This window comes from Enterobacter cloacae complex sp. 2024EL-00214 (genome assembly GCF_043945575.1).
GTDB classification, from domain to species: domain Bacteria; phylum Pseudomonadota; class Gammaproteobacteria; order Enterobacterales; family Enterobacteriaceae; genus Enterobacter; species Enterobacter cloacae_P.
The window spans coordinates 225,781-250,766 of record NZ_JBIMRC010000005.1 but is presented as its reverse complement, the minus strand read 5'-3'; the positions used below and the strand labels follow the sequence as shown (position 1 = coordinate 250,766).

The following is a 24,986-nucleotide window of genomic DNA, read 5'->3' as shown; positions in this document are numbered from 1 at the left end:
CATGTTTAAATTCTTCTTCGCAATGGCGCTGACCCTGGTGGCAACCTGTACCCAGGCTGACCGTATTCGCGATCTCACCAGCGTTCAGGGCGTACGAGAAAACTCGCTGATTGGCTATGGCCTGGTCGTGGGGCTGGATGGCACGGGCGACCAGACTACCCAGACGCCATTCACCACTCAGAGCTTAAACAACATGCTTTCCCAGCTCGGTATCACCGTACCGGCGGGAACCAACATGCAGTTGAAAAACGTGGCGGCAGTGATGGTCACGGCCTCCTTCCCGGCGTTCGCGCGTCAGGGTCAAACCATTGATGTGGTGGTTTCCTCAATGGGGAACGCCAAAAGCCTGCGCGGCGGTACGCTGCTGATGACACCGCTGAAGGGTGTCGACAGCCAGGTTTATGCGCTGGCGCAGGGGAACATCCTGGTGGGCGGTGCGGGCGCGTCCGCAGGCGGAAGCAGCGTGCAGGTGAACCAGCTGAACGGTGGGCGTATCACTAACGGGGCAATCATCGAGCGTGAACTGCCGACTCAGTTCGGTGCCGGTAATACCATTAACCTGCAGCTGAATAATGAAGACTTCACCATGGCGCAGCAAATTGCCGACACCATCAACCGCAGCCGTGGCTATGGCAGCGCTACCGCGCTGGATGCCCGTACCGTGCAGATCCGCACCTCATCAGGTAGCAGCAGCCAGGTGCGCATGCTGGCGGATATCCAGAATATGGAAGTTAACGTTCCGGTTCAGGATGCCAAAGTGATCATCAACTCACGTACCGGCTCGGTGGTGATGAACCGCGAAGTCTCGCTGGACAGCTGTGCTGTCGCACAGGGCAACCTCTCAGTGACGGTGAACCGCTCGGCTAACGTCAGCCAGCCAACAACGCCATTTGGCGGTGGCCAGACCGTTGTGACGCCACAAACGCAGATTGATATGCGCCAGAGCGGGGGGTCACTGCAAAGCGTGCGTGCCAGTGCCAACCTGAACAGCGTGGTACGTGCCCTGAATGCGCTGGGTGCGACGCCGATGGATCTGATGTCCATCCTGCAATCCATGCAAAGTGCAGGCTGTCTGCGCGCCAAACTGGAAATCATCTGATGCTGACCGATAGCAAACTGTTGACCAGTGCTGCCTGGGATGCCCAGTCGCTCAACGAACTGAAAACCAAAGCAGGCAAAGATCCGTCGGCGAATATCCGCCCGGTTGCCCGCCAGGTGGAAGGGATGTTTGTACAGATGATGTTGAAAAGTATGCGTGAAACCCTGCCGAAAGACGGGATGTTCAGCAGCGATTCGACGCGTCTCTACACCAGCATGTATGACCAGCAGATTGCGCAGCAGATGACCGCCGGTAAAGGGTTAGGTCTGGCTGACATGATTGTGAAACAGACCGAAGCCGCGCAGGGCATTCAGCCTCAGGATCAGCCGCAGCAGGTGCCAATGAAGTTTGACCTGGAAACGGTGACCAGTTATCAGAACCAGGCACTGACGCAGATGGTACGTAAAGCGATGCCGAAGGCCACGGACGGCGGTGATACACCGCTTTCAGGTGACAGCAAAGACTTCCTGGCGCAGCTTTCTCTGCCTGCACGTCTTGCCAGTGAGCAAAGTGGTGTGCCTCATCATCTGATCCTGGCGCAGGCTGCGCTGGAATCGGGCTGGGGCCAGCGGCAGATCCGTAAGGAAAATGGCGAACCAAGCTTTAACATCTTCGGCGTGAAGGCCAACGCCAGCTGGAAGGGGCCGACAACCGAGATCACCACCACCGAATATGAAAACGGTGCGGCGGTGAAGGTCAAAGCCAAATTCCGCGTCTACAGCTCTTATCTTGAGGCGTTGTCGGATTATGTGGGCTTGTTGAGCCGAAACCCACGCTATACCGCCGTCACGCAGGCGGCGACGCCGGAGCAGGGGGCACAGGCGCTGCAAAATGCTGGCTATGCCACCGATCCGAACTATGCGCGCAAGCTCACCAGCATGATTCAGCAACTGAAATCAATGGGTGAGAAGGTCAGCAAAGCCTATAGCACAGATCTCGAAAATCTGTTCTGAAAGTTCTCAAGTCCCGCTGGAGGTTGCCGATAACCTTCATCAGGACTCGTGTCTGAAAGTATAAAAGGAACCCCCATGTCCAGTTTGATTAACAGCGCCATGAGTGGCCTCGGTGCTGCACAGGCGGCACTCAATACCGTAAGTAATAATATTTCAAGCTATAACGTGGCAGGTTATACCCGTCAGAATACTATTCTGGGTGCGGCTAACAGCACACTGACCGGCGGTGGCTGGGTGGGTAACGGGGTTTATGTCTCCGGTGTGCAGCGTGAGTATGATGCCTTTATTACCAATCAGCTGCGCGCCGCGCAGACGCAGAGCAGCGGTCTGACGACGCGTTATCAGCAGATGTCAAAAATTGACGATGTGCTCTCTGATACCACCAATTCGCTGGCGACCACCCTGCAGGATTTCTTTAAAAGCATGCAGACGTTGGTCAGCAACGCCGAAGATCCGGCTGCGCGCCAGACGGTTATCGGTAAAGCGGATGGCCTGGTAAACCAGTTTAAAACCAACGATCAATATCTTCGTGACCAGGATTCGCAGGTTAACACGGCGATTACGACCAGCGTTGATCAGATCAATAACTATGCGAAGCAGATTGCTAACCTTAACGATCAGATTTCCCGTCTGACCGGTGTCGGCGCAGGCGCATCACCTAACGAATTGCTCGACCAGCGTGACCAGCTGGTGAGCCAGCTTAACCAGATTGTGGGCGTGGAAGTGGCCGTACAGGACGGTGGCACCTATAACGTCTCGTTCGCTAATGGTTACACCCTGGTGCAGGGTAGTACCGCCAGCCAGCTGGCTGCGGTGAAATCAAGCGCCGATCCGGCGCGTACCACCATTGCCTATGTTGATGCCGCAGCCGGTAGCGTAGAGATCCCGGAAAAGCAGATCACCACCGGTTCACTGGGTGGGCTGTTGACTTTCCGCTCCGGAGACCTGGATAACGCGCGTAACGCCCTGAACCAGATGGCGTTGGCCTTTGCCGATGCCATGAATACCCAGCATCAAGCCGGATTCGATGCGAACGGTGATGCTGGCGGTAAACTGTTTGATTTCGGCTCTCCGTCAGCGCTGAGTAACGGTAAAAACACCGGTAGCGCGTCGGTGACGGTGTCCATGACGAACAGCTCTGCGGTTCAGGCGACCAACTATAAAGTTGAATATAACGGTACCAACTGGACGGTGACGCGTCTGTCTGACAAAACCAGCTTCACCGCAACGCCGGACGCCAGCGGTAACCTGGCATTTGATGGTTTGAACCTCAATATCAGCGGTTCTGCCAACACGAAAGACAGTTTCCTCGTCAAACCGGTGAATGACGTCATCATGAATATGGACGTTGCGATCAGCGACGAATCCAAACTGGCGATGGCTTCATCAAGTACCAGCGGTGAGAGCGACAATACCAACGGTCAAAAACTGCTGGATCTGCAGAATGCCAAACGGGTGGGGGGCAACAAGACCTTCAACGATGCTTATGCGGCTCTGGTGAGTACCGTGGGGAGCACCACGGCGTCACTGAAAACCAGTAGCGAAACCAAAGTCAACGTGGTGACGCAGTTGACTAAGCAGCAGCAGTCTATTTCCGGGGTTAACCTGGATGAAGAGTACGGTAACCTGCAGCGTTATCAGCAGTACTACCTGGCGAATGCGCAGGTTCTGCAAACGGCGAGCACGCTGTTTGATGCGTTAATTAATATTCGCTAAGGCTGAGGTTAAAAATGCGTATTAGTACTCAAATGATGTATGAGCAGAGCATGCGTGGAGTGACGAACTCCCAAAGTCTCTGGATGGGCTACGGCGAGCAGATGTCTACCGGTAAGCGGGTAAACCGCCCATCAGACGATCCGATTGCCGCCTCTCAGGCCGTTGTGCTGTCTCAGGCTCAAACGCAGAACAGCCAGTATGCTCTGGCGCGTACCTTTGCAACGACCAAAGTGTCGCTGGAAGAGAACGTACTGCAGCAGGTGACCTCGGCGATTATTAGCTCGCAGGAAAAAATTGTGAACGCGGGTAACGGAACGTTGAGTGACGACGACCGTGCCTCGCTGGGAACCAACCTGAAAGGTCTTCGCGATCAGCTGATGAACCTGGCAAACAGCACGGACGGTAATGGTCGTTACATCTTTGCCGGTTACAAAACGGAAGCGGCGGCGTTCGACCAGACCACGGGTAATTATAATGGCGGGACTACGCCAATTAGCCAGCAGGTTGACGCCTCCCGTACGATGCAAATCAGCCATACGGGAACCGAAGTTTTCGACAGCTTTACCAGCAACGCGAAACCAGAGCCGGATGGCAGCGCGCCGGAAACTAACCTGTTTAAGATCCTGGATACCGCCATTGCTGCACTGAATACGCCAGTAGGCGATGATCAGACCAAAGCGGATGCGTTCAAGGCCAGTATGGATAAAGCCAACCGTGGTCTGAGCAATTCTCTGAACAACGTGCTTACCGTGCGTGCCGATCTGGGGATTAAACTGGATGAACTGGGCAAGCTGGATTCACTGGGTGATGACCGTGCGCTGGGGCAAACTCAGCAGATGAGTAACCTGGTGGACGTTGACTGGAACTCGGTGATCTCGTCTTACTCCATGCAACAGGCGGCCCTGAAGGCGTCTTATAAAGCGTTCAGTGATATGCAAGGTATGTCGCTGTTCCAGATGAATAAATAAAGTCTTGACCTCTTAGAACATGTCTTGAAACTGGGCATATTCTGACTGCCCAATCCGTAAATGGATTGGGCATTTTTTTTATGCGGCCTTTGCCGGTGCAGAGGTGATGCGGGTGCTTTCAGTCAGACGGATCGCCAGTGCAATGACACCACACACTGTCGCCAGAGCCACTACGCCAGGCCAGCCCGCCAGGGTATAGATATTGCTCCCTAAAGCAGAACCCATCGCCATACCGATAAACACCACCGTAAACAGCAGAGCGTTAAGGCGTCCACGGGCCTGAGGTTCAAGGCTGTACACCAGATTCTGGTGTGCCACCAGACTCGACTGCAGACCAAGATCAAACCCGACGGCGGACACGGCAATCAGAATGAGTTGTCCGTGAAGACCCAAAATGGGCATCAGAAACATCAGGGCAAACGAGGCGGTGACGAGCATGGCTCCCAGCTGTGTGACTTTCCTTGCGCCCAGCTTATCCGCCAGTCCCCCTGCCAGTGGGGCGGCCAATGCACCTGCGGCACCCGCAATACCAAACCCACCCGCCACGGCGCTGCCGAAGTGATAGTGTTCGTAGAGCATAACGGCAAGCGTTGACCAGAATGCGCTAAAGGCAATCGACAGGAACCCCTGAGCCAGCGCCGCACGACGCAGTGCCGGATAGCGACGCCACAGATGTTCCATTGAACGCATCAACGCGGGATAGCTGAGCGTAGAGTGGATGGCAAATCGGGGAAGGACTGCCCACATCGCCACGCCGACAAACGCAATGCTTGCCGCTGCCAGCTGGTACATGACGCGCCAGCCAAAAGCTTCACCCACCACGCCGCTGACGGTTCTCGACAGCAATATACCCAGCAACAGCCCTGTCATCACTGTTCCCACGGTTTTACCCTGTTTCCCTTCCGGCGCGAGGATGGCGGCGGCAGGGACGATATCCTGCGCCATTGTTGCCGCCATCCCGATCAACAGGCTTGCCAGCAGCAATGAGTGCAATTGTCCGGTCAGGCTACAACCCAGCAGGAAGAGGGCCAGGGCGACGCTCTTAATCAGGATCAGCGTTCTGCGGTCGTGGCGATCGCCAAGCGGTAGTAAGAAGAGTATGCCGAGCGCATAGCCTGCCTGGGTCAATGTCGGAACCAGCCCCATGCCTTCAATGCTCAGATGAAGATCTGACCCCATCAGCGGCAACAGCGGTTGTGCGTAGTAAATGGATGCCACGCTGAAGCCAGCCCCCAGAGCCAGCATTAAAATCACCCAGCGGCTTGCCGCGTGGGGAGCAGTTGTTGTGTTCATAAGACGTTCCTCAGTCATAGTGTGCGGCTATTTTTTATCAGTACGTCTTGCGACGGTAGACGGCCCGGTGGTAAAACGCATATACGTTAGGCGTATGACAGATGAAAATATGAAGCGAGTTGAACGTATAGACAGGGTAGAGCTGATGCGCACCTTTGTGCGTATCGTGGAAACCGGGTCGTTATCGGCGGCGGCAAGGCAGCTTTCTACCACCCAGGCCACGGTGAGCCGGCGTTTGCAGTCTCTGGAAACCCTGTTGGGGGCACGCCTGCTGTTGCGTACGACCCATGCGACCAAGCTCACCGACGACGGTGAGCGCTGTTATCAGCATGCCAGACGTGTGATTGATAGCTGGCTGGCGCTGGAAGACGAAGTCGGGCAGGCGGAGGATGAGCCTGTTGGGGTATTACGGGTGCGTGCCCCGCATGCTTTTGGGCAGGATCAGCTTCTGAAACCGTTAACGGAATTTTTACAGCGTTATCCGCAGCTGTCCGTCGAGTGGATGCTGAATGATAAGTCGGTGGATTTTCTGAGCGATAATCTTGATTGTGCAATCCGTGTCGGGGCCGAGGTAGATCCCGCGACGGTGTCGGTCATGCTGGCTGAAGTACCGCGCTGTGTGGTGGCATCACCCGCGTTGCTGGCGCAGTTCCCCCCGGTTAACACCCCGGAAGATCTTCTGGTGCTTCCCTGGATTGCCATCAGCACCTTTTATCAACGGCATGTGGATTTGTTTGACGATCTTTCGATGCAGCCACGACGTATCGCCATTACCCCGCGCTTGAGCACTGACAGCCTCCATGTGGCGCGTAATACCGTGCTGACGGGTCTGGGTGTCGCCGTGGTATCAAGCTGGACGGTAAAAGAGGATATCCGGGAAGGACGTTTAATTCATCTGCTGCCAGAATGGCAGCCAGCGGCACTGCCCGTCCATCTGGTGTATCCGTGGTCCCGATATTACCCGGCACGCTTGCGACGTTTCCTGGAGATGATGAAGCAGGTGATGCCGGATATTGCCGGGATGAGAAAGCCCGTCAGCGAGCAATAAAAAAGCCGACCCGGAGGTCGGCTTTTTACATCATGTCGATTTACTCGGCAGACTGCGGACGGGTAGCTGGCGCAGTAGCCTGGTGCGTTGCACTGTGACCACCGGCAGAACCTTTGCCTTCAAAGCTGAATGCAGGGCGAACCCAGTCGCTGTGACGCGGTGCTTCTGGCACATATTCAGGTGCCGGGGCACGCGTCATAGGTGCTGTCGCAACGTGTGCAGACGCAGGGGCAGCAACAACCGGCTCTGGTTTCACCTCAGGCGCTTTCACTTCCTGGGCTTCGCGAACAGGTTCAACGTCAACAGCGGCTTCCTGAACGACTTCTGCAGCGGCAGTTTCAGCCACGGCTTCAGTGGTTTCTTCAACCGCTGCGGCAGGTTCAACTTCTTCTGCTACTTCTTCAGCCACCACCGTGTCTTCTGCAGCGATAAACTGCGGTGCAGCATCAACCGGCGCGGCAATCACTTCAGGATGGGTCGTTTCTACTGCAACAGCGTGAGGTGCTGCTGCGTCGACAACCTGCGGTTCAACCACTGTTGCGGCTGCAGCGGCCACATCTTCAACGGCAGCGACAGGTGCAATCACTTCTTCAGTGAGCGCTTGCTCTTCAACAATTTGTTCCGGGCGTGCAACCGGGTAGCGGATCCAGACTTTGCCGGATGCCATTTCAGGTGACGCGCACGCCACGGTTAACGGCATTGGTGACTGAGTCGGGTAACGCTCGTCACGGTAACGACGACGACGCTGGCCGCTGACGCGCAGGTGGCGCGGAGAACGGCGTGAACGGCGCGGCATACCGGCGTTATCACGGCCTTCACCGTTTTCATCCTGCTCGACGTTGTTTTCTACCACTGCAGGCAGATCAACTTTAGCCAGCTGCATGTTCGGTGCACTTTCGGTCACTTCCGCGCTGACAATTGCAGTCTCTTCCGCTGGCTGGCCACCAATACGGACTTTTTGAGCCAGCTGGCGCGGTTTACGACGCTGCATCACCTGAGTGCGCTCTTCCTGTTCCGTGTCCTGCTGTTCAACAGGTTCTTCACGGTTCAGGTTTTTAACTTCCTGCTGCGCCTGACGTTTCTCGTCGTTGCGGCGACGGTTACGTTCACGGCGAGGCTGCTGCTCGTCACGCTGTTTGCTCTTCTCAGACTCATCGCCCGCCTGCTGGCGAATTTCACGATCTTCAACATTCTGCTGTTGTTTATCGCGACGGTTACGACGGTTGTCTTCGCGTTGCTCACGGCCTTCGTTATTGTCAGAACGGTTGTCACGACGCTCATTACGGTCATTACGGTCACTGCGGTCGTTACGATCGCGGCGGTTGTTCTGGCGTTTACGACGATCCTGCTGGCGCTCAGGTTTGGCTTCTTTCGTTACCTCTTTTGGCTGCTCCGGCTGAACTTCTTCGCCTGCAAACATCTTTTTCAGCGCACCGAAGAAGCGACTCAGCAGACCCGGTTGTTCAGGTTGTGCTTTTGCCACTTCTGCCGCTGGTTTTTGCGCCGCAGGTTTTGCTGCCAGTTTTTCCAGTGCCGCTTCAGGCGGTGCTTCCGGCATGATGAAGGTTGCTAATGCTGGCTGCTCAGGCAGTTTACGCTCGGCAGGTTCTTCATCGGATGGCAGTGCCATCTCTTCTTCATGCAGTTTCGGCAGCAGGTAGCTGAGAGTAGACGTCTCTTCACCTTTACGCACGCGCAGCACGTGATAGTGCGGGGTCTGCATCTGATCGTTTGGTACGATGATGCAGCGAACGCCGCCCTGACGTGCTTCAATGGCGCTGACCGCTGCACGTTTTTCGTTCAGCAGGTAGGAGGCAATTGGCACCGGAACAATGGCATGAACCTCTTTGGTGTTCTCTTTCAGCGCTTCTTCTTCAATCAGACGCAGAATAGACAGAGACAGAGATTCGTTGTCACGCACGGTACCCGTACCGGAACAGCGTGGGCACACGTGATGGCTGGATTCACCCAGTGATGGGCTCAGACGCTGACGGGACATCTCCAGCAGGCCAAAACGTGAAATGTGGCTGATCTGGATACGGGCTCTGTCCTGACGTACCGCTTCGCGCAGACGGTTTTCAACCGCACGCTGGTGACGAACCGGTGTCATGTCGATAAAGTCGATAACGATCAGACCACCCAGGTCGCGCAGGCGGAGCTGGCGGGCGATTTCATCAGCGGCTTCAAGGTTGGTGTTGAAGGCCGTCTCTTCGATATCACCACCGCGCGTTGCACGTGCGGAGTTGATGTCGATCGCGGTCAGCGCTTCAGTAGTATCGATAACGATAGAACCGCCAGACGGCAGACGCACTTCACGCTGGAAGGCGGACTCAATCTGGGATTCGATCTGATAGTGGCTGAACAGCGGGATTTCACCGGTGTACAGTTTGATTTTGCTGGTGAAATCCGGACGACCCAGCGCGGCGATGTGCTGGCGGGCCAGCTCAAGCACTTTCGGGTTATCAATCAGAATTTCGCCGATGTCCTGACGCAGGTAGTCACGGAAGGCACGTACGATAACGTTACTTTCCTGGTGGATCAGGAACGGTGCAGGGCGGTTTTCTGCAGCTTTCTGGATAGCTTCCCAGTGCTTCAGACGGAAGCTTAAGTCCCACTGCAGCGCTTCGGCAGATTTGCCTACACCTGCGGTGCGAACGATAAGCCCCATGCCATCCGGCAGTTCAAGACTTGCCAGCGCTTCTTTCAGTTCGGTACGGTCATCACCTTCGATACGGCGAGAGATACCACCCGCACGCGGGTTGTTTGGCATCAGAACCAGATAACTTCCCGCCAGGCTGATAAAGGTGGTCAGTGCGGCCCCTTTGTTGCCACGCTCTTCTTTATCAATCTGAACGATAACTTCCTGACCTTCACGCAGAACATCTTTAATGTTCGGACGGCCATGAGAGTTGTAGTTTGCAGGGAAATATTCGCGGGCGATTTCTTTCAGAGGGAGGAAACCATGACGCTCAGCACCGTAGTCGACAAATGCAGCTTCAAGGCTTGGTTCAATGCGGGTGATTTTGCCTTTGTAAATGTTCGCTTTTTTCTGTTCGTGTCCAGGACTTTCGATATCCAGATCGTACAGGCGCTGCCCATCCACAAGGGCGACACGCAACTCTTCTTGCTGAGTTGCGTTGATTAACATTCTTTTCATCGTAACTTACTCATTATTCTTACATTGACGACAAAGCTGCGGGCAAGGTGACGCTTTCCGGGGTATGAACCGATGGCCTCGTGTCTATTCACGTCGCCAACCTCACGGTTGTCGCCCGCTTAAGAGGCGCAGAGTGTCGGTTGCCTGTATTTCATACGGAAATACAGCGCAATTATCAGGGGAATTGCCTGGGAAAACTCTCCAGAAAACAATCCTTATACCGGGAAGTACTGCAACCCGCAGCCCGCTAACTGCCTGAAAGATCAACACGTCTTACGCCATTGCTGCGTGGATGATCGGTCAGACAAAATTGGTCATTCCGTCAGTATCCTTACTTAACCAGGATTTAACACGGAAAACGGCATCATTATTCCACTGCTCGCCGGGTTATAGCAAGATGACTTTTACCAATTATCACCCGGTTACTCACAGTTTCTTCACTTCAACGCGGTGATTGGTTTAATAACCACCAAATCGATTGCGCGAAACGGAGGGCAGGCCGGATAAAAGTAAATATAAGCATAGAAAAATGAGTGGCGCTAATGCCTGACGATATTTAGAATCGCCAACCATGAAAACAGAGACTCCAGCCGTAAAAATGGTTGCTATCGCGGATGACTATGCGGGGCAACGTATCGATAACTTTTTGCGCACCCAACTGAAAGGGGTGCCAAAGAGCATGATTTATCGCATCTTGCGTAAGGGTGAGGTGCGGGTTAACAAAAAACGCGTGAAGCCTGAGTATAAACTCGAAGCCGGTGATGAAGTGCGTATCCCGCCGGTACGTGTTGCCGAGCGTGAAGAAGAAGCGGTTTCACCGAAGCTACAGAAAGTGGCGGCCCTGAGTGATGTTATCCTCTATGAAGATGACTATATCCTGGTGCTGAACAAGCCGTCAGGCACGGCTGTGCATGGCGGTAGCGGTCTGAGCTTCGGTGTGATTGAAGGGCTGCGCGCACTGCGCCCGGAAGCACGTTTCCTCGAACTGGTTCACCGCCTTGATCGTGACACCTCCGGCGTGCTGTTGGTGGCGAAAAAGCGTTCTGCACTGCGTTCTCTCCATGAACAACTGCGCGAAAAAGGGATGCAGAAGGATTATCTGGCGCTGGTTCGCGGCCAGTGGCAGTCCCACGTTAAGGTGGTGCAGGCACCGTTGCTGAAAAATATTCTGCAAAGCGGCGAGCGTATTGTCCGTGTGAGTCAGGAAGGCAAGCCTTCTGAAACGCGATTCAAAGTTGAAGAACGCTATGAATTTGCCACGCTGATGCGTTGTAGTCCGGTGACTGGTCGTACTCACCAGATCCGTGTGCATACCCAGTATGCCGGGCATCCGATTGCGTTTGACGATCGTTATGGCGATCGTGAATTTGATAAGCAGTTAGCAGGCACGGGGTTGTCTCGTCTTTTCCTGCACGCGGCAGCGCTGAAGTTTACCCATCCGAATACGGGCGAAGTTATCCGTATTGAAGCGCCGCTGGATGAGCAGTTGAAGCGCTGTCTTAAAGTTCTGCGCGGTTAAGGTAAAGGTAAAACGGCAACGAATGTTGCCGTTTTTAATGTTTGCTCCCTCGTCCTGTGGGAGAGTGCCGGGGCGAGGGCATCAGGCCGCAGTGATCCAATCACATCGTCAGCGGATTATACTCTTCTCGCCTTAACATCTGACACAGCGCAATCAGCGGTAACCCAATCAGCGTATTCGGATCGCGACCCTCCAGTTTTTCAAACAGCGCAATCCCTAACCCTTCGCTTTTAAAACTGCCCGCACAGTTGAGTGGCCGTTCCCGGCGCACGTAGTCGATAATCTCTTGTTCGCTGAGATGGCGGAAGTGTACGTCAAAAGGCTCGCACTCGGTCTGCAGGTGACCGGAGGCAGAGTTATAGAGCGCGAGGCCAGTATAGAAGGTGACAATGTTACCGCGCGCTCGCATGAGCTGTTGGCGGGCGTTTTCTTCAGTATGGGGTTTGCCGGTGATTTCTCCGTCCAGCACACAAACCTGATCGGAGCCTATAATCAGATGTGCAGGGTAACGTACGGCAAGCGATTGTGCTTTTTCCTGGGCCAGACGGGTCACCAGATGGCGTGGAGATTCGCCAGGTTGTGGCGTCTCGTCAACGTCGGGTGCAGCACATTCAAACGGGATCCCGAGCTTTTCAAGCAACATTCGGCGGTAGGGTGAAGTGGAGGCGAGAACCAGATTTGGCATATTTTTATCACCAGGATATAGCGTATCGATGCCAGCCATTTTAAACTACAGGCCGCAATGTGTGCGAATAATTGGCAAAAGGCAGCCCTGGTTGCCTTTTTCTTTGACTATATGACGTTACAAAGTTAATATGCGCGCCCTATGCAAAAGGTAAAATTACCCCTGACTCTTGATCCGGTTCGTACGGCTCAAAAACGCCTCGATTATGAAGGGATCTATTCTTCCGATCAGGCTGAGCGTATCGCCGAATCCGTAGTCAGTGTGGACAGTGATGTGGAATGCTCCATGTCGTTCGCTATCGATAACCAGCGCCTTGCCGTATTAACCGGTGATGCAAAGGTGACGGTAACGCTCGAATGTCAGCGTTGCGGGAAACCGTTCGTACAACATGTTCACACAACGTATTGTTTCAGTCCGGTTCGCTCTGTCGAACAGGCTGAGGCACTCCCGGAAGCGTATGAGCCGATTGAGGTTAACGAATTCGGTGAAATCGATCTGCTGGCTCTGGTAGAAGATGAAATTATCCTCTCCTTGCCTGTAGTTCCGGTGCATGATTCTGAACACTGTGAAGTGTCCGAGGCGGACATGGTCTTTGGGGAACTGCCTGATGAAGCGCAAAAACCAAATCCATTTGCCGTATTAGCCAGCTTAAAGCGTAAGTAATTGAGGAGTAAGGTCCATGGCCGTACAACAGAATAAACCAACCCGTTCCAAACGTGGCATGCGTCGTTCCCATGACGCGCTGACTGCAGTTACCAGCCTGTCTGTAGACAAGACTTCTGGTGAAAAACACCTGCGTCACCACATCACTGCTGACGGTTTCTACCGCGGCCGCAAGGTTATCACTAAGTAATCACGCGCAAGCGTGATGAAGCTTAGTGAGGATTTCCCCAGGTCACTGGGGAAACACCAAACCAGGCAGTGACGATACCTTGACACGTCTAACCCTGGCGTTAGATGTCATGGGGGGAGATTTTGGCCCTTCTGTGACAGTGCCTGCAGCATTGCAGGCACTGAATTCTAATTCGCAACTCACACTTCTTTTAGTCGGTAACCCCGACACAATCACGCCATTACTTGCAAAAGCTGACTTCGAACAACGTTCGCGTCTGCAGATTATTCCTGCGCAGTCAGTTATTGCCAGTGATGCCCGGCCATCGCAAGCGATTCGCAATAGCCGTGGCAGCTCCATGCGAATAGCACTGGAGCTGGTGAAAGAAGGGCGAGCGCAGGCTTGCGTCAGTGCGGGAAATACCGGCGCGCTGATGGGGCTATCGAAATTATTGCTCAAGCCTATTGAGGGCATTGAGCGCCCGGCGCTGGTGACGGTGTTACCGCACCAGCAAAAGGGCAAAACGGTGGTGCTCGATCTGGGTGCTAACGTCGATTGTGATAGTACAATGCTGGTTCAGTTCGCCGTGATGGGGTCGGTGCTGGCAGAAGATGTGGTCGGGATTAAAAACCCCCGCGTTGCGTTGCTGAATATTGGTGAAGAAGAGACCAAAGGCCTGGATAGTATTCGTGATGCTGCCGAATTACTTAAACAGGTTCCTTCCATCAACTATATTGGTTATCTCGAAGCCAATGAGTTGCTGACGGGTAAAACGGATGTATTAGTGTGTGATGGCTTCACCGGAAACGTAACGCTGAAGACCATGGAAGGGGTCGTTCGGATGTTTCTTTCTCTGCTGAAAACCCAGGGAGAAGGTAAAAAAAGGTCCTGGTGGCTGATTTTATTAAAGCGTTGGTTACAAAAAAGCCTGACGCGGCGATTCAGTCACCTCAACCCCGACCAGTATAATGGCGCCTGTCTGTTAGGATTGCGCGGCATCGTGATTAAGAGTCATGGAGCCGCCAATCAGCGAGCATTTTCCGTCGCGATTGAACAGGCAGTGCAGGCGGTGCAGCGACAAGTCCCTCAGCGGATTGCCGCTCGCCTGGGATCTGTATTAGCTAAAAGTGACTGAGCGTACATGTATACGAAGATTATTGGTACCGGCAGCTATCTGCCAAAACAAGTGCGAACCAACGCCGATCTGGAAAAAATGGTAGATACGTCTGACGAGTGGATTGTCACGCGCACAGGTATCCGTGAACGTCGTATCGCCGCGCCAGATGAAACCGTTGCGACTATGGGCTACGAAGCGGCACAGCGTGCGCTCGAGATGGCCGGCATCGATAAAGAACAAATTGGTTTGATCGTGGTTGCCACGACGTCCGCTACACATGCATTCCCAAGCGCGGCATGCCAGGTGCAGAACATGCTCGGCATTAAAGGTTGCCCGGCGTTTGATGTTGCTGCTGCATGTGCAGGTTTCACCTATGCACTGAGCGTTGCCGATCAGTATGTCAAATCTGGCGCAGTAAAGTATGCGCTGGTGATCGGTGCTGACGTGCTGGCACGTACCTGCGATCCAACCGATCGTGGTACGATCATTATTTTTGGTGATGGTGCAGGCGCAGTGTTGCTGGGCCAGTCCGAAGAGCCGGGCATCATCTCCACGCATTTGCATGCCGACGGTAGCTACGGCGAGCTGTTGACACTGCCTAACGCCGATCGCGTTAATCCGGAGAACTCAATCCACCTGACAATGGCAGGTAATGAGGTATTCAAGGTGGCGGTGACCGAGCTTGCACATATTGTCGATGAAACGCTGGAAGCGAATCACCTTGAACGCTCTGCGCTCGACTGGCTGGTACCGCATCAGGCGAACCTGCGTATCATCACTGCGACCGCTAAAAAGCTGGGCATGCCGATGGATAACGTTGTCGTGACGCTGGATCGCCACGGCAACACCTCTGCGGCGTCGGTACCGTGTGCATTTGACGAAGCGGTACGCGATGGACGAATCAAACGGGGCCAGTTGGTCTTGCTTGAAGCCTTCGGTGGTGGATTCACCTGGGGTTCCGCGCTGGTTCGTTTCTAGAATAAGGATTAAAAAATGACGCAATTTGCTTTTGTGTTCCCGGGCCAGGGCTCTCAAACCGTTGGGATGTTGTCTGAAATGGCAGCAAACTATCCGGTAATCGAAGAGACTTTCCGTGAAGCTTCCGATGCGCTGGGTTATGATCTGTGGGCGTTGACCCAGCAGGGCCCAGCCGAAGAGCTGAACAAAACCTGGCAGACTCAGCCAGCACTGCTGACCGCATCCGTTGCGCTGTGGCGTGCATGGCAGCAGCAGGGCGGTAAAACGCCAGCGCTGCTCGCGGGTCACAGCCTGGGTGAATACTCTGCGCTGGTATGTGCAGGTGTGATCGCCTTTGCTGATGCAGTACGTCTGGTCGAACTGCGTGGTAAATTCATGCAGGAAGCGGTGCCAGAAGGAACGGGTGGCATGTCTGCCATCATCGGTCTGGATGATGCCTCTATTGCGAAAGCATGTGAAGAATCAGCCGAAGGCCAGGTGGTTTCTCCGGTTAACTTCAACTCGCCGGGCCAGGTGGTTATCGCGGGCCATAAAGAAGCGGTTGAACGTGCAGGTGCCGCCTGTAAAGCTGCAGGTGCGAAGCGTGCTCTGCCGCTGCCAGTGAGCGTTCCATCTCATTGCGCGCTGATGAAACCAGCAGCCGACAAACTGGCCATTGAGCTGGAAAAAATTGTCTTTAACGCACCGACGATTTCCGTTGTGAACAACGTCGATGTGAAATGCGAAACCGCGCCGGAAGCTATCCGTAACGCGCTGGTTCGCCAGCTTTATAGCCCGGTACAGTGGACCAAAACCGTTGAGTTTATGGCGTCACAGGGCGTTGAGCATCTGTATGAAGTTGGTCCAGGTAAAGTCCTCACCGGTCTGACAAAACGTATTGTTGACACCCTGACTGCCTCGGCGATTAACGAGCCGGAAGCGATGTCAGCGGCACTCTCGCAATAAAAGAGGAATACCATGAGTTTTGAAGGAAAAATCGCACTGGTCACCGGCGCAAGCCGTGGTATCGGGCGTGCAATTGCTGAAACACTGGTTGCGCGCGGCGCGAAAGTGATTGGTACAGCGACCAGCGAGAATGGCGCTAAAGCCATCAGCGAATATCTGGGTGCGAACGGTAAAGGTCTGGTACTGAATGTGACTGAACCTGCATCTATCGAATCTGTTCTGGAAAATATTCGCGCAGAGTTTGGCGAAGTGGACATTCTGGTAAATAATGCCGGGATCACGCGCGACAACCTGTTGATGCGAATGAAAGACGACGAGTGGAACGATATTATCGAAACCAATCTGTCATCTGTATTCCGTCTGTCAAAAGCGGTAATGCGCGCTATGATGAAAAAGCGTCATGGTCGTATTATCACTGTTGGTTCTGTGGTTGGTACCATGGGAAATGCTGGTCAGGCTAACTACGCTGCGGCGAAAGCGGGTCTGATCGGTTTCAGTAAGTCGCTGGCGCGTGAAGTCGCGTCACGCGGTATTACTGTAAACGTTGTTGCTCCGGGCTTTATTGAAACGGACATGACGCGTGCGCTGACCGATGATCAGCGTGCGGGTACGTTGGCGGCAGTTCCGGCGGGTCGTCTTGGCGACCCTAAAGAAATCGCCAGCGCGGTTGCATTTTTAGCCTCTGACGAAGCGGGTTACATCACTGGTGAAACCCTCCACGTCAACGGCGGAATGTACATGGTTTAATCACGATCGAAAATATTTGCGTTATTAGGGCGAATGGCCTCAAAATAACGTAAAATCGTGGTAAGACCTGCCGGGATTTAGTTGCAAATTTTTCAACATTTTATACACTACGAAAACCATCGCGAAAGCGAGTTTTGATAGGAAATTTAAGAGTATGAGCACTATCGAAGAACGCGTTAAGAAAATTATTGGCGAACAGCTGGGCGTTAAGCAGGAAGAAGTTGTGAACTCCGCTTCCTTCGTTGAAGACCTGGGCGCAGATTCTCTTGACACCGTTGAGCTGGTAATGGCTCTGGAAGAAGAGTTTGATACTGAGATTCCGGACGAAGAAGCTGAGAAAATCACCACCGTTCAGGCTGCCATTGATTACATCAACGGTCACCAGGCGTAAGTGAACATCTCCAGGCGGTCATTCGACCGCCTGAGTTTTATCTTTTTTAGTCCCACGAATCTCTTTTTTTTATCCCTCCCTGGAGGACAAACGTGTCTAAGCGTCGTGTAGTTGTGACCGGACTTGGCATGTTGTCTCCTGTCGGCAATACCGTAGAGTCCACCTGGAAAGCTCTCCTTGCCGGTCAGAGCGGCATCAGCCTAATCGACCATTTCGATACTAGCGCCTATGCAACGAAATTTGCTGGCTTAGTAAAGGATTTTAACTGTGAAGAGATAATCTCGCGCAAAGAACAGCGCAAGATGGATGCCTTCATTCAATATGGAATTGTCGCTGGCGTTCAGGCCATGCAGGATTCTGGTCTTGAAATTACGGAAGAGAACGCAACCCGTATCGGTGCCGCTATCGGCTCCGGGATTGGCGGTCTTGGCCTGATCGAGGAAAACCATACATCTCTGATGAATGGTGGCCCGCGTAAGATCAGCCCGTTCTTCGTTCCGTCCACGATTGTTAACATGGTGGCAGGTCACCTGACTATCATGTTCGGCCTGCGTGGGCCAAGCATTTCTATCGCTACCGCATGTACGTCTGGCGTACATAACATCGGCCAGGCCGCGCGTATCATTGCGTACGGCGATGCAGATGCTATGGTTGCAGGCGGTGCGGAAAAAGCCAGTACCCCGCTGGGTGTAGGTGGCTTTGGTGCGGCGCGTGCGCTGTCTACCCGTAACGATAACCCTCAGGCGGCGAGCCGTCCGTGGGATAAAGACCGTGATGGTTTCGTGCTGGGTGACGGTGCGGGCATGATCGTGCTGGAAGAGTACGAGCACGCGAAAAAACGCGGTGCGAAAATTTATGCTGAAATCGTTGGCTTTGGTATGAGCAGTGATGCCTACCACATGACGTCACCACCAGAAAATGGTGCCGGTGCCGCGCTGGCAATGGCAAATGCGATTCGCGATGCGGGTATTACCCCTGCGCAGATCGGCTACGTTAACGCGCACGGTACGTCTACTCCTGCGGGCGATAAAGCAGAAACTCAGGCCGTTAAGTCTATCTTCGGCGAATCTGCCCGCCGCGTACTGGTGAGCTCGACGAAATCCATGACCGGTCACCTGTTGGGTGCGGCGGGTGCAGTAGAGTCTATCTACTCTATCCTGGCGCTGCGCGATCAGGCTGTACCGCCAACCATCAACCTGGATAACCCGGATGAAGGTTGTGACCTGGATTTCGTACCGCACGAAGCGCGTCAGGTTAGTGGCATGGAGTACACGCTGTGTAACTCCTTCGGCTTTGGTGGCACCAACGGCTCTCTGATCTTCAAAAAGATTTGAGTCTGACTGCCCGATGGCTATCAAAAAAGGTCCGCTTGTCGGACCTTTTTTATTAGGTCTTTTCTTCTTGTCGGGTGTACGACATCCTGCCAGACTGAACCCCCACGCATAAGGAGCCACCATGTTTTTAATCAATGGCCTTGAGCTAGATTCTCTGCCTGCCAGCGACAGAGCAACTCAGTTTGGTGATGGCTGCTTTACGACGGCGCGCATTCTTGACGGGGATGTATGCCTGCTTGATGCGCATATCCGCCGCCTGCAAAATGCCTGTGAAACCTTGCTGATCCCATTTACACAGTGGGATACGCTGCGGCACGAAATGTGCCAGCTGGCGTCAGGGAAGAGCCGCGGGGTACTCAAAGTGCTTATCAGTCGCGGCAGCGGGGGGCGGGGCTACAGTGGAGCCCGTTGCGAACATCCGACACGGATCCTGTCGGTTTCCGCGTACCCTGCCCATTACGAACGCTGGCGTAAAGAGGGCGTTACCCTGACGCTTAGCCCGGTACGTCTGGGGCGAAACCCAATGCTTGCCGGTATTAAACACCTCAACCGCCTGGAACAGGTGCTTATCCGTACTCATCTTGAGCAGACGGACGCTGATGAGGCGCTGGTTCTTGACAGCGAAGGGTTCATTACGGAATGCTGTGCGGCTAATTTACTCTGGCGGCAGGGTCGTGATGTTTTCACGCCTTCACTGGAGCAGGCCGGTGTGAACGGCATCATGCGTCAGTTTTGCTTACAGCACCTGGCACACTCGGGCTTTCGTGTTGTCGAAGTGAGTGCGAGGGAAGAGGCGCTGCAGAAAGCTGATGAAATGATTATCTGCAATGCGCTGATGCCTGTTGTGCCCGTACGCGCTTATGGCCAACTCCACCTGCCATCGCGCGAGCTGTTTCAGTTTTTAGCCCCGATATGTGAGCAAACCAGATAGTCATGAAGAAAATGTTGCGCTTTGTTCTCCTCCTTGTCGTTACGCTGGGTATTGCTGGCGGAGCAGGAGTGTGGAAGGTTCGCCAGCTGGCGGACAGTAAAATCCTGATTAAAGACGAGATGATTTTTACCCTTAAAGCGGGTACCGGGCGGCAGGCGCTGGGTGAGCAGCTTTATGGCGATAAGATCATTAACCGCCCGCGCGTATTCCAGTGGTTACTGCGTGTTGAACCTGCGCTGTCCCACTTCAAAGCCGGGACTTATCGCTTCACCCCGGGAATGACCGTCAGGGAGATGCTGCTGTTGCTGGAAAGTGGCAAAGAGGCACAGTTCCCGCTGCGTTTTGTTGAAGGTATGCGCCTGAGCGATTACCTCAAACAACTGCGCGATGCTCCGTATATTAAGCATACCCTGAAAGATGACCGCTACCAGACGGTGGCTGAGGTACTGAAATTCGAACATCCTGAGTGGGTAGAAGGCTGGTTCTGGCCAGATACCTGGATGTATACGGCAGGTACCACTGATGTTGCCATTCTGAAGCGGGCGCACAAAAAAATGGTCGCGGCGGTCGGGGCGGCCTGGGAAGGGCGCATCGATGGGTTGCCGTATAAAGATCAAAATCAGTTTGTTACGATGGCCTCGATCATCGAGAAAGAGACGGCCGTTGCCGCAGAGCGCGACCAGGTGGCGTCGGTCTTTATCAACCGTTTGCGCATCGGCATGCGCCTGCAAACCGACCCTACCGTGATTTACGGCATGGGAGAGGGTTATAACGGTAAGATATCCAGAAAAGATCTGGAGACACCAACGGCGTATAATACTTACGTGATTAGTGGTTTACCGCCGGGCCCGATTGCGACCCCGAGCGAAGCATCGCTTCAGGCTGCCGCGCACCCGGCAAAAACACCGTATCTCTATTTTGTGGCTGATGGAAAAGGTGGTCATACCTTTAACACCAACCTTGCCAGCCATAATCGCTCTGTTCAGGACTATCTGAAGGCACTTAAGGAAAAAAATGCGCAGTAAATACATTGTCATTGAGGGACTCGAAGGGGCAGGTAAAACCACCGCCCGCAACGTGGTCGTTGAGACGCTGAAATCGCATGGTATTGCGGATATGGTGTTCACCCGTGAGCCGGGCGGCACGCAGCTGGCTGAAAAACTGCGTAGTCTGGTGCTGGATATCAAATCCGTAGGCGACGAAGTTATCACCGACAAAGCCGAAGTGCTGATGTTCTATGCTGCGCGTGTGCAGCTGGTGGAGACAGTGATCAAACCCGCGCTGACCGAAGGTAAGTGGGTCATTGGCGATCGCCACGATCTGTCTACCCAGGCTTATCAGGGGGGTGGTCGCGGTATTGACCAGACGATGCTCGCAACGCTGCGTGATGTGGTGCTCGGTGATTTCCGCCCCGATCTGACGCTCTATCTGGACGTAACGCCGGAAGTGGGGCTGAAGCGCGCACGTGCGCGTGGTGAACTGGATCGCATTGAGCAAGAGTCATTCGATTTCTTTAACCGTACTCGTGCGCGTTATCTTGAACTGGCCGGACAGGACAGCACAATTCGTACCATTGATGCAACGCAATCCCTTGAGGTTGTCACTCGTTCCATTCAGGAAACCGTCGCGCAATGGCTACAGGAACAACAGGCATGAAATGGTATCCGTGGTTGCGCCCGCACTTTGAACAGCTGGTCAACAGCTATCAGGGCGGTCGGGGGCATCATGCGTTACTGATTCAGGCATTGCCGGGTATGGGCGATGATGCGTTGATTTACGCCATCACCCGTTTTCTGATGTGCCAACAGCCGGAAGAACACAAAAGCTGTGGCAAATGCCGTGGCTGCCAGCTGATGCAGGCCGGTACACATCCTGACTATTACACACTTGAACCTGAGAAAGGTAAAAGTACGCTCGGTATTGACGCTGTGCGTGAAGTTAGCGAAAAATTGTACGAACACGCGCGACTCAACGGGGCAAAAGTCATCTGGCTGAAAGATGCGGCACTGCTTACCGAAGCAGCCGCTAACGCACTGTTGAAAACGCTGGAAGAACCGCCGGAAAAAACCTGGTTCTTCCTGTCATGCCGTGAGCCGGGCATATTGCTGGCCACGCTACGCAGCCGCTGTCGCCTTCATCACCTCGCAGTGCCTCAGGAATCGTGGGCGCTTAGCTGGCTGGAACGGGAAGTGACAACGTCACAAGACGTGGCGCTCTCTGCACTACGCCTGTGCGGTGGCGCACCGGCTGCGGCTCTGGCGATGCTGCAACCGGATGTCTGGTCACAGCGTGAGGCGCTCTGCCAGGCTGTCGAATCTTCACTGAATAGCCGCGACTGGTTGAGCCTGCTGCCTGTACTCAATAGCGATCAGGTTACCGAGCGTCTGCACTGGCTGGCCTCCTTACTCCTTGATGCGCTCAAGATCCAGCAAGGGGCGACGTTGTTGACTAACCCTGATGCCTGGCCGCTGGTGAACACCCTGGCGAACGGTCTGTCAGGCACGTCCCTGCGCGCTATCCTCCATGACGTTTGTCAGAGCCGCGAACAACTTTTGGCCGTCACGGGTCTCAATCGAGAGCTTTTACTGACCGACCAGTTACTGCGTATTGAACATTACCTGCAACCGGGCGTGATACCGCCCGTTTCCCATCTCTGAGAGAGACATTATGTTTTTAGTCGACTCACACTGCCATCTCGATGGCCTGGATTATCAATCCCTGCATAAAAACGTGGACGATGTGCTGGCAAAAGCCGCTGCCCGTGATGTGAAATTTTGCCTGGCTGTAGCAACGACGCTAGCGGGTTACCGCACCATGCGTGAGCTGGTGGGCGTTCGCGATAACGTCGTGTTCTCCTGCGGTGTGCATCCGCTGAATCAGGATGAAGAGTACGACGTTGAAGAGTTACGTCGTCTGGCTGCGGAAGAGGGCGTGGTGGCGCTGGGGGAGACCGGGCTGGATTATTATTACACGCCGGAAACAAAACCACGCCAGCAGGAATCGTTCCGTCACCACATTCGCATTGGTCGCGAGCTGAACAAGCCAGTTATTGTCCATACCCGTGATGCGCGTGCGGATACGCTGGCGATCCTCAGGGAAGAAAAAGTGACGGATTGCGGTGGCGTACTACACTGTTTCACAGAGGACAGAGAAACGGCGGGTAAGCTGCTTGATTTGGGGTTTTATATCTCGTTTTCGGGGATCGTTACGTTCCGCAACGCAGAACAACTGCGTGATGCCGCGCGTTATGTTCCTCTCGATCGTATTCTGGTGGAGACAGACTCTCCTTACCTGGCACCGGTACCGCACCGCGGTAAAGAAAACCAGCCAGCCATGACGAGAGATGTGGCTGAGTATATGGCCGTTCTGAAGGGGGTTAGCATCGATGAGCTGGCTCGCACCACAACGGAAAACTTCGCAACACTGTTCCACATTGATCCCGCCCGCCTGCAATCTGTTTGATACACCTGTTTTTTTTAGGCTCGTAATTAATAAACAAAGCGAGTAAAGTTCACCGCCTCATTTGGGGCGGTGATGGTGTTTTTAGACACATCCAGAAATGCTTTTTGTAAATGTCTGAAAGTTTTTTGGCCGCCTTAAGCTGAAACGTGATAGCCGTCAAACAAACTCAGAGGGATTTATTTTACTCTGTGTAATAAATAAAGGGCGCTTAGATGTCCCGTCCACGGCACGGTACTCCCCCCGGGCCAATGCGTGAAAGCGTAAAAAAAAAGCACAAATACTCAGGAGCACTCTCAATTATGTTTAAGAATGCATTTGCTAACCTGCAAAAGGTCGGTAAATCGCTGATGCTACCAGTATCCGTACTGCCTATCGCAGGTATTCTGCTGGGTGTCGGTTCTGCTAACTTCAGCTGGCTGCCAGCCGTAGTTTCTCATGTGATGGCCGAAGCAGGCGGCTCAGTTTTTGCTAACATGCCGCTGATCTTCGCTATCGGTGTTGCTCTGGGCTTCACCAATAACGACGGTGTATCTGCTCTGGCTTCAGTGGTTGCCTACGGCATCATGGTGAAAACTATGGCTGTGGTTGCGCCGCTGGTTCTGCATTTACCTGCTGAAGAGATCGCAGCGAAACACCTGGCAGACACCGGTGTTCTGGGCGGTATCATCTCCGGTGCGATTGCAGCGTATATGTTCAACCGCTTCTATCGCATCAAGCTGCCTGAGTATCTGGGCTTCTTCGCGGGCAAGCGTTTTGTTCCGATCATTTCTGGTCTGGCCGCGATTATTCTGGGCGTGCTCTTGTCCTTCATCTGGCCTCCAATTGGTTCTGCGATCCAGGCATTCTCCCAGTGGGCTGCTTACCAGAACCCGGTTGTGGCGTTCGGTATCTACGGCTTCGTTGAACGCTGCCTGGTACCATTCGGTCTGCACCACATCTGGAACGTTCCATTCCAGATGCAGATTGGTGAATTCACCAACGCCGCAGGTCAGGTGTTCCACGGTGATATCCCACGTTATATGGCAGGTGACCCAACTGCAGGCAAACTGTCTGGTGGCTTCCTGTTCAAAATGTACGGTCTGCCAGCCGCTGCAATTGCAATCTGGCACTCTGCTAAACCAGAGAACCGTGCAAAAGTGGGCGGTATCATGATCTCCGCAGCGTTGACCTCGTTCCTGACCGGTATCACCGAGCCGATCGAGTTCTCCTTCATGTTCGTTGCGCCGATCCTGTACGTTATCCACGCAGTTCTGGCAGGTCTGGCATTCCCAATCTGTATTCTGCTGGGTATGCGTGACGGTACGTCCTTCTCTCACGGCCTGATCGACTTCATCGTTCTGTCCGGTAACAGCAGCAAACTGTGGCTGTTCCCAGTGGTTGGTGCGTGCTACGCCGTTCTGTACTACACCATCTTCCGTGTGCTGATCAAAGCACTGGACCTGAAAACACCAGGTCGTGAAGATGCGTCAGAAGACAGCAAAGCTGGCGTGACCAGCGAAATGGCTCCGGCTCTGGTTGCCGCGTTCGGTGGTAAAGAAAACATCACTAACCTGGACGCGTGTATCACTCGTCTGCGTGTGAGTGTTGCCGACGTTGCGAAAGTAGACCAGCCTGGTCTGAAAAAACTGGGCGCAGCGGGCGTCGTAGTGGCTGGTTCTGGTGTTCAGGCAATCTTCGGTACGAAATCCGATAACCTGAAAACCGAAATGGATGAATACATCCGCAGCAACTAAGTTGTGATCTGGGGAGACTAAGGCAGCCGAATGGCTGCCTTTTTTATATGTGTAGCGGATGAAACGCCACCGTAAAAA

The 24,986-nt window shown here is 53.9% G+C and carries 23 protein-coding genes; 20 read left to right on the top strand and 3 right to left on the bottom strand.

Going from position 1 to position 24,986, the window contains the following annotated elements:
• Window position 1 precedes the first annotated feature (1 nt).
• From ACHHZ6_RS08340 to flgL, 4 genes are all read left to right on the top strand, one after another.
• Complete coding sequence (locus ACHHZ6_RS08340; protein WP_395122080.1) at window positions 2-1,099, top strand: flagellar basal body P-ring protein FlgI; 1,098 nt, start codon at window positions 2-4, stop codon at window positions 1,097-1,099.
• A complete protein-coding gene (gene flgJ, locus ACHHZ6_RS08335) occupies window positions 1,099-2,052 on the top strand; it encodes a flagellar assembly peptidoglycan hydrolase FlgJ (RefSeq protein ID WP_182919786.1) in 954 nt (317 codons plus the stop codon). The genes ACHHZ6_RS08340 and flgJ overlap by 1 nt, the downstream gene beginning before the upstream one ends.
• 75 nt (window positions 2,053-2,127) lie before the next feature.
• Window positions 2,128-3,768 (top strand): flagellar hook-associated protein FlgK, encoded by a 1,641-nt coding sequence (gene flgK, locus ACHHZ6_RS08330; protein WP_182271016.1) that lies wholly within the window; start codon window positions 2,128-2,130, stop codon window positions 3,766-3,768.
• 14 nt (window positions 3,769-3,782) lie between these two features.
• The gene (gene flgL / locus ACHHZ6_RS08325; RefSeq protein WP_395122079.1) at window positions 3,783-4,736 is read left to right on the top strand and encodes a flagellar hook-associated protein FlgL; all 954 of its coding nucleotides are present in this window, start codon (window positions 3,783-3,785) and stop codon (window positions 4,734-4,736) included.
• Between the two features lie 78 nt (window positions 4,737-4,814).
• Here the strand turns inward: flgL and ACHHZ6_RS08320 are convergent, their stop codons facing one another.
• On the bottom strand, window positions 4,815-6,029 hold the full coding sequence (locus ACHHZ6_RS08320; protein ID WP_395122078.1) for an MFS transporter: 1,215 nt from the start codon (window positions 6,027-6,029) through the stop codon (window positions 4,815-4,817).
• Window positions 6,030-6,045: 16 nt separating this feature from the next.
• On the opposite strand from ACHHZ6_RS08320, the gene ACHHZ6_RS08315 reads away from it, so the two are divergent.
• Window positions 6,046-7,077 carry a LysR family transcriptional regulator gene (locus ACHHZ6_RS08315; protein WP_395122088.1) on the top strand — a complete coding sequence of 344 codons (1,032 nt, stop codon included), beginning with the start codon at window positions 6,046-6,048 and terminating at the stop codon, window positions 7,075-7,077.
• A gap of 40 nt (window positions 7,078-7,117) precedes the next feature.
• Here ACHHZ6_RS08315 and rne read toward each other — a convergent pair whose 3' ends face one another.
• Entirely contained in the window at window positions 7,118-10,234 is a 3,117-nt protein-coding gene (gene rne, locus ACHHZ6_RS08310; RefSeq protein ID WP_182271020.1) for a ribonuclease E, read from the bottom strand.
• A gap of 571 nt (window positions 10,235-10,805) precedes the next feature.
• Between rne and rluC the strand changes: the two genes are divergently transcribed.
• Window positions 10,806-11,753 (top strand): 23S rRNA pseudouridine(955/2504/2580) synthase RluC, encoded by a 948-nt coding sequence (gene rluC, locus ACHHZ6_RS08305; protein WP_182271021.1) that lies wholly within the window; start codon window positions 10,806-10,808, stop codon window positions 11,751-11,753.
• Window positions 11,754-11,853: 100 nt separating this feature from the next.
• On the opposite strand, the gene ACHHZ6_RS08300 is transcribed toward rluC, so the two are convergent.
• A complete protein-coding gene (locus ACHHZ6_RS08300) occupies window positions 11,854-12,438 on the bottom strand; it encodes a nucleoside triphosphate pyrophosphatase (RefSeq protein ID WP_182271022.1) in 585 nt (194 codons plus the stop codon).
• A 141-nt stretch (window positions 12,439-12,579) separates the two neighbouring features.
• Here ACHHZ6_RS08300 and yceD point away from each other — a divergent pair, with 141 nt between their 5' ends.
• The 14 genes from yceD (at window position 12,580) to ptsG (ending at window position 24,908) form a co-directional block, all read left to right on the top strand.
• Window positions 12,580-13,101 (top strand): 23S rRNA accumulation protein YceD, encoded by a 522-nt coding sequence (gene yceD / locus ACHHZ6_RS08295; protein WP_182271023.1) that lies wholly within the window; start codon window positions 12,580-12,582, stop codon window positions 13,099-13,101.
• Window positions 13,102-13,117: 16 nt separating this feature from the next.
• Window positions 13,118-13,291 (top strand): 50S ribosomal protein L32, encoded by a 174-nt coding sequence (rpmF, locus tag ACHHZ6_RS08290; RefSeq protein WP_003857964.1) that lies wholly within the window; start codon window positions 13,118-13,120, stop codon window positions 13,289-13,291.
• Window positions 13,292-13,370: 79 nt separating this feature from the next.
• Window positions 13,371-14,405 (top strand): phosphate acyltransferase PlsX, encoded by a 1,035-nt coding sequence (gene plsX, locus ACHHZ6_RS08285; protein ID WP_182274491.1) that lies wholly within the window; start codon window positions 13,371-13,373, stop codon window positions 14,403-14,405.
• A 6-nt stretch (window positions 14,406-14,411) separates the two neighbouring features.
• Window positions 14,412-15,365 (top strand): beta-ketoacyl-ACP synthase III, encoded by a 954-nt coding sequence (locus ACHHZ6_RS08280; RefSeq protein WP_182919791.1) that lies wholly within the window; start codon window positions 14,412-14,414, stop codon window positions 15,363-15,365.
• A gap of 15 nt (window positions 15,366-15,380) precedes the next feature.
• Entirely contained in the window at window positions 15,381-16,310 is a 930-nt protein-coding gene (gene fabD / locus ACHHZ6_RS08275; protein WP_182919792.1) for an ACP S-malonyltransferase, read from the top strand.
• A gap of 12 nt (window positions 16,311-16,322) precedes the next feature.
• Window positions 16,323-17,057, top strand: a complete 735-nt coding sequence (gene fabG, locus ACHHZ6_RS08270; RefSeq protein ID WP_182271026.1) for a 3-oxoacyl-ACP reductase FabG — start codon at window positions 16,323-16,325, stop codon at window positions 17,055-17,057.
• A gap of 154 nt (window positions 17,058-17,211) precedes the next feature.
• A complete protein-coding gene (acpP, locus tag ACHHZ6_RS08265; protein WP_003857954.1) occupies window positions 17,212-17,448 on the top strand; it encodes an acyl carrier protein in 237 nt (78 codons plus the stop codon).
• Between the two features lie 92 nt (window positions 17,449-17,540).
• Window positions 17,541-18,782 carry a beta-ketoacyl-ACP synthase II gene (gene fabF / locus ACHHZ6_RS08260; protein ID WP_182919793.1) on the top strand — a complete coding sequence of 414 codons (1,242 nt, stop codon included), beginning with the start codon at window positions 17,541-17,543 and terminating at the stop codon, window positions 18,780-18,782.
• A 121-nt stretch (window positions 18,783-18,903) separates the two neighbouring features.
• A complete protein-coding gene (pabC, locus tag ACHHZ6_RS08255) occupies window positions 18,904-19,713 on the top strand; it encodes an aminodeoxychorismate lyase (protein ID WP_395122077.1) in 810 nt (269 codons plus the stop codon).
• 2 nt (window positions 19,714-19,715) lie between these two features.
• The gene (gene yceG / locus ACHHZ6_RS08250; protein WP_182271029.1) at window positions 19,716-20,738 is read left to right on the top strand and encodes a cell division protein YceG; all 1,023 of its coding nucleotides are present in this window, start codon (window positions 19,716-19,718) and stop codon (window positions 20,736-20,738) included.
• Window positions 20,728-21,369, top strand: a complete 642-nt coding sequence (gene tmk, locus ACHHZ6_RS08245) for a dTMP kinase (RefSeq protein ID WP_182919795.1) — start codon at window positions 20,728-20,730, stop codon at window positions 21,367-21,369. Before yceG ends, tmk begins: the two co-directional genes overlap by 11 nt.
• Window positions 21,366-22,370, top strand: coding sequence for a DNA polymerase III subunit delta' (holB, locus tag ACHHZ6_RS08240; RefSeq protein ID WP_395122076.1), 1,005 nt, complete (start codon window positions 21,366-21,368; stop codon window positions 22,368-22,370). Before tmk ends, holB begins: the two co-directional genes overlap by 4 nt.
• 10 nt (window positions 22,371-22,380) lie before the next feature.
• Window positions 22,381-23,175, top strand: coding sequence for a metal-dependent hydrolase (locus ACHHZ6_RS08235; RefSeq protein ID WP_395122075.1), 795 nt, complete (start codon window positions 22,381-22,383; stop codon window positions 23,173-23,175).
• Between the two features lie 299 nt (window positions 23,176-23,474).
• Window positions 23,475-24,908: a PTS glucose transporter subunit IIBC gene (gene ptsG / locus ACHHZ6_RS08230; RefSeq protein WP_182271033.1), complete on the top strand. Its 1,434-nt coding sequence runs from the start codon at window positions 23,475-23,477 to the stop codon at window positions 24,906-24,908.
• Window positions 24,909-24,986 lie beyond the last annotated feature (78 nt).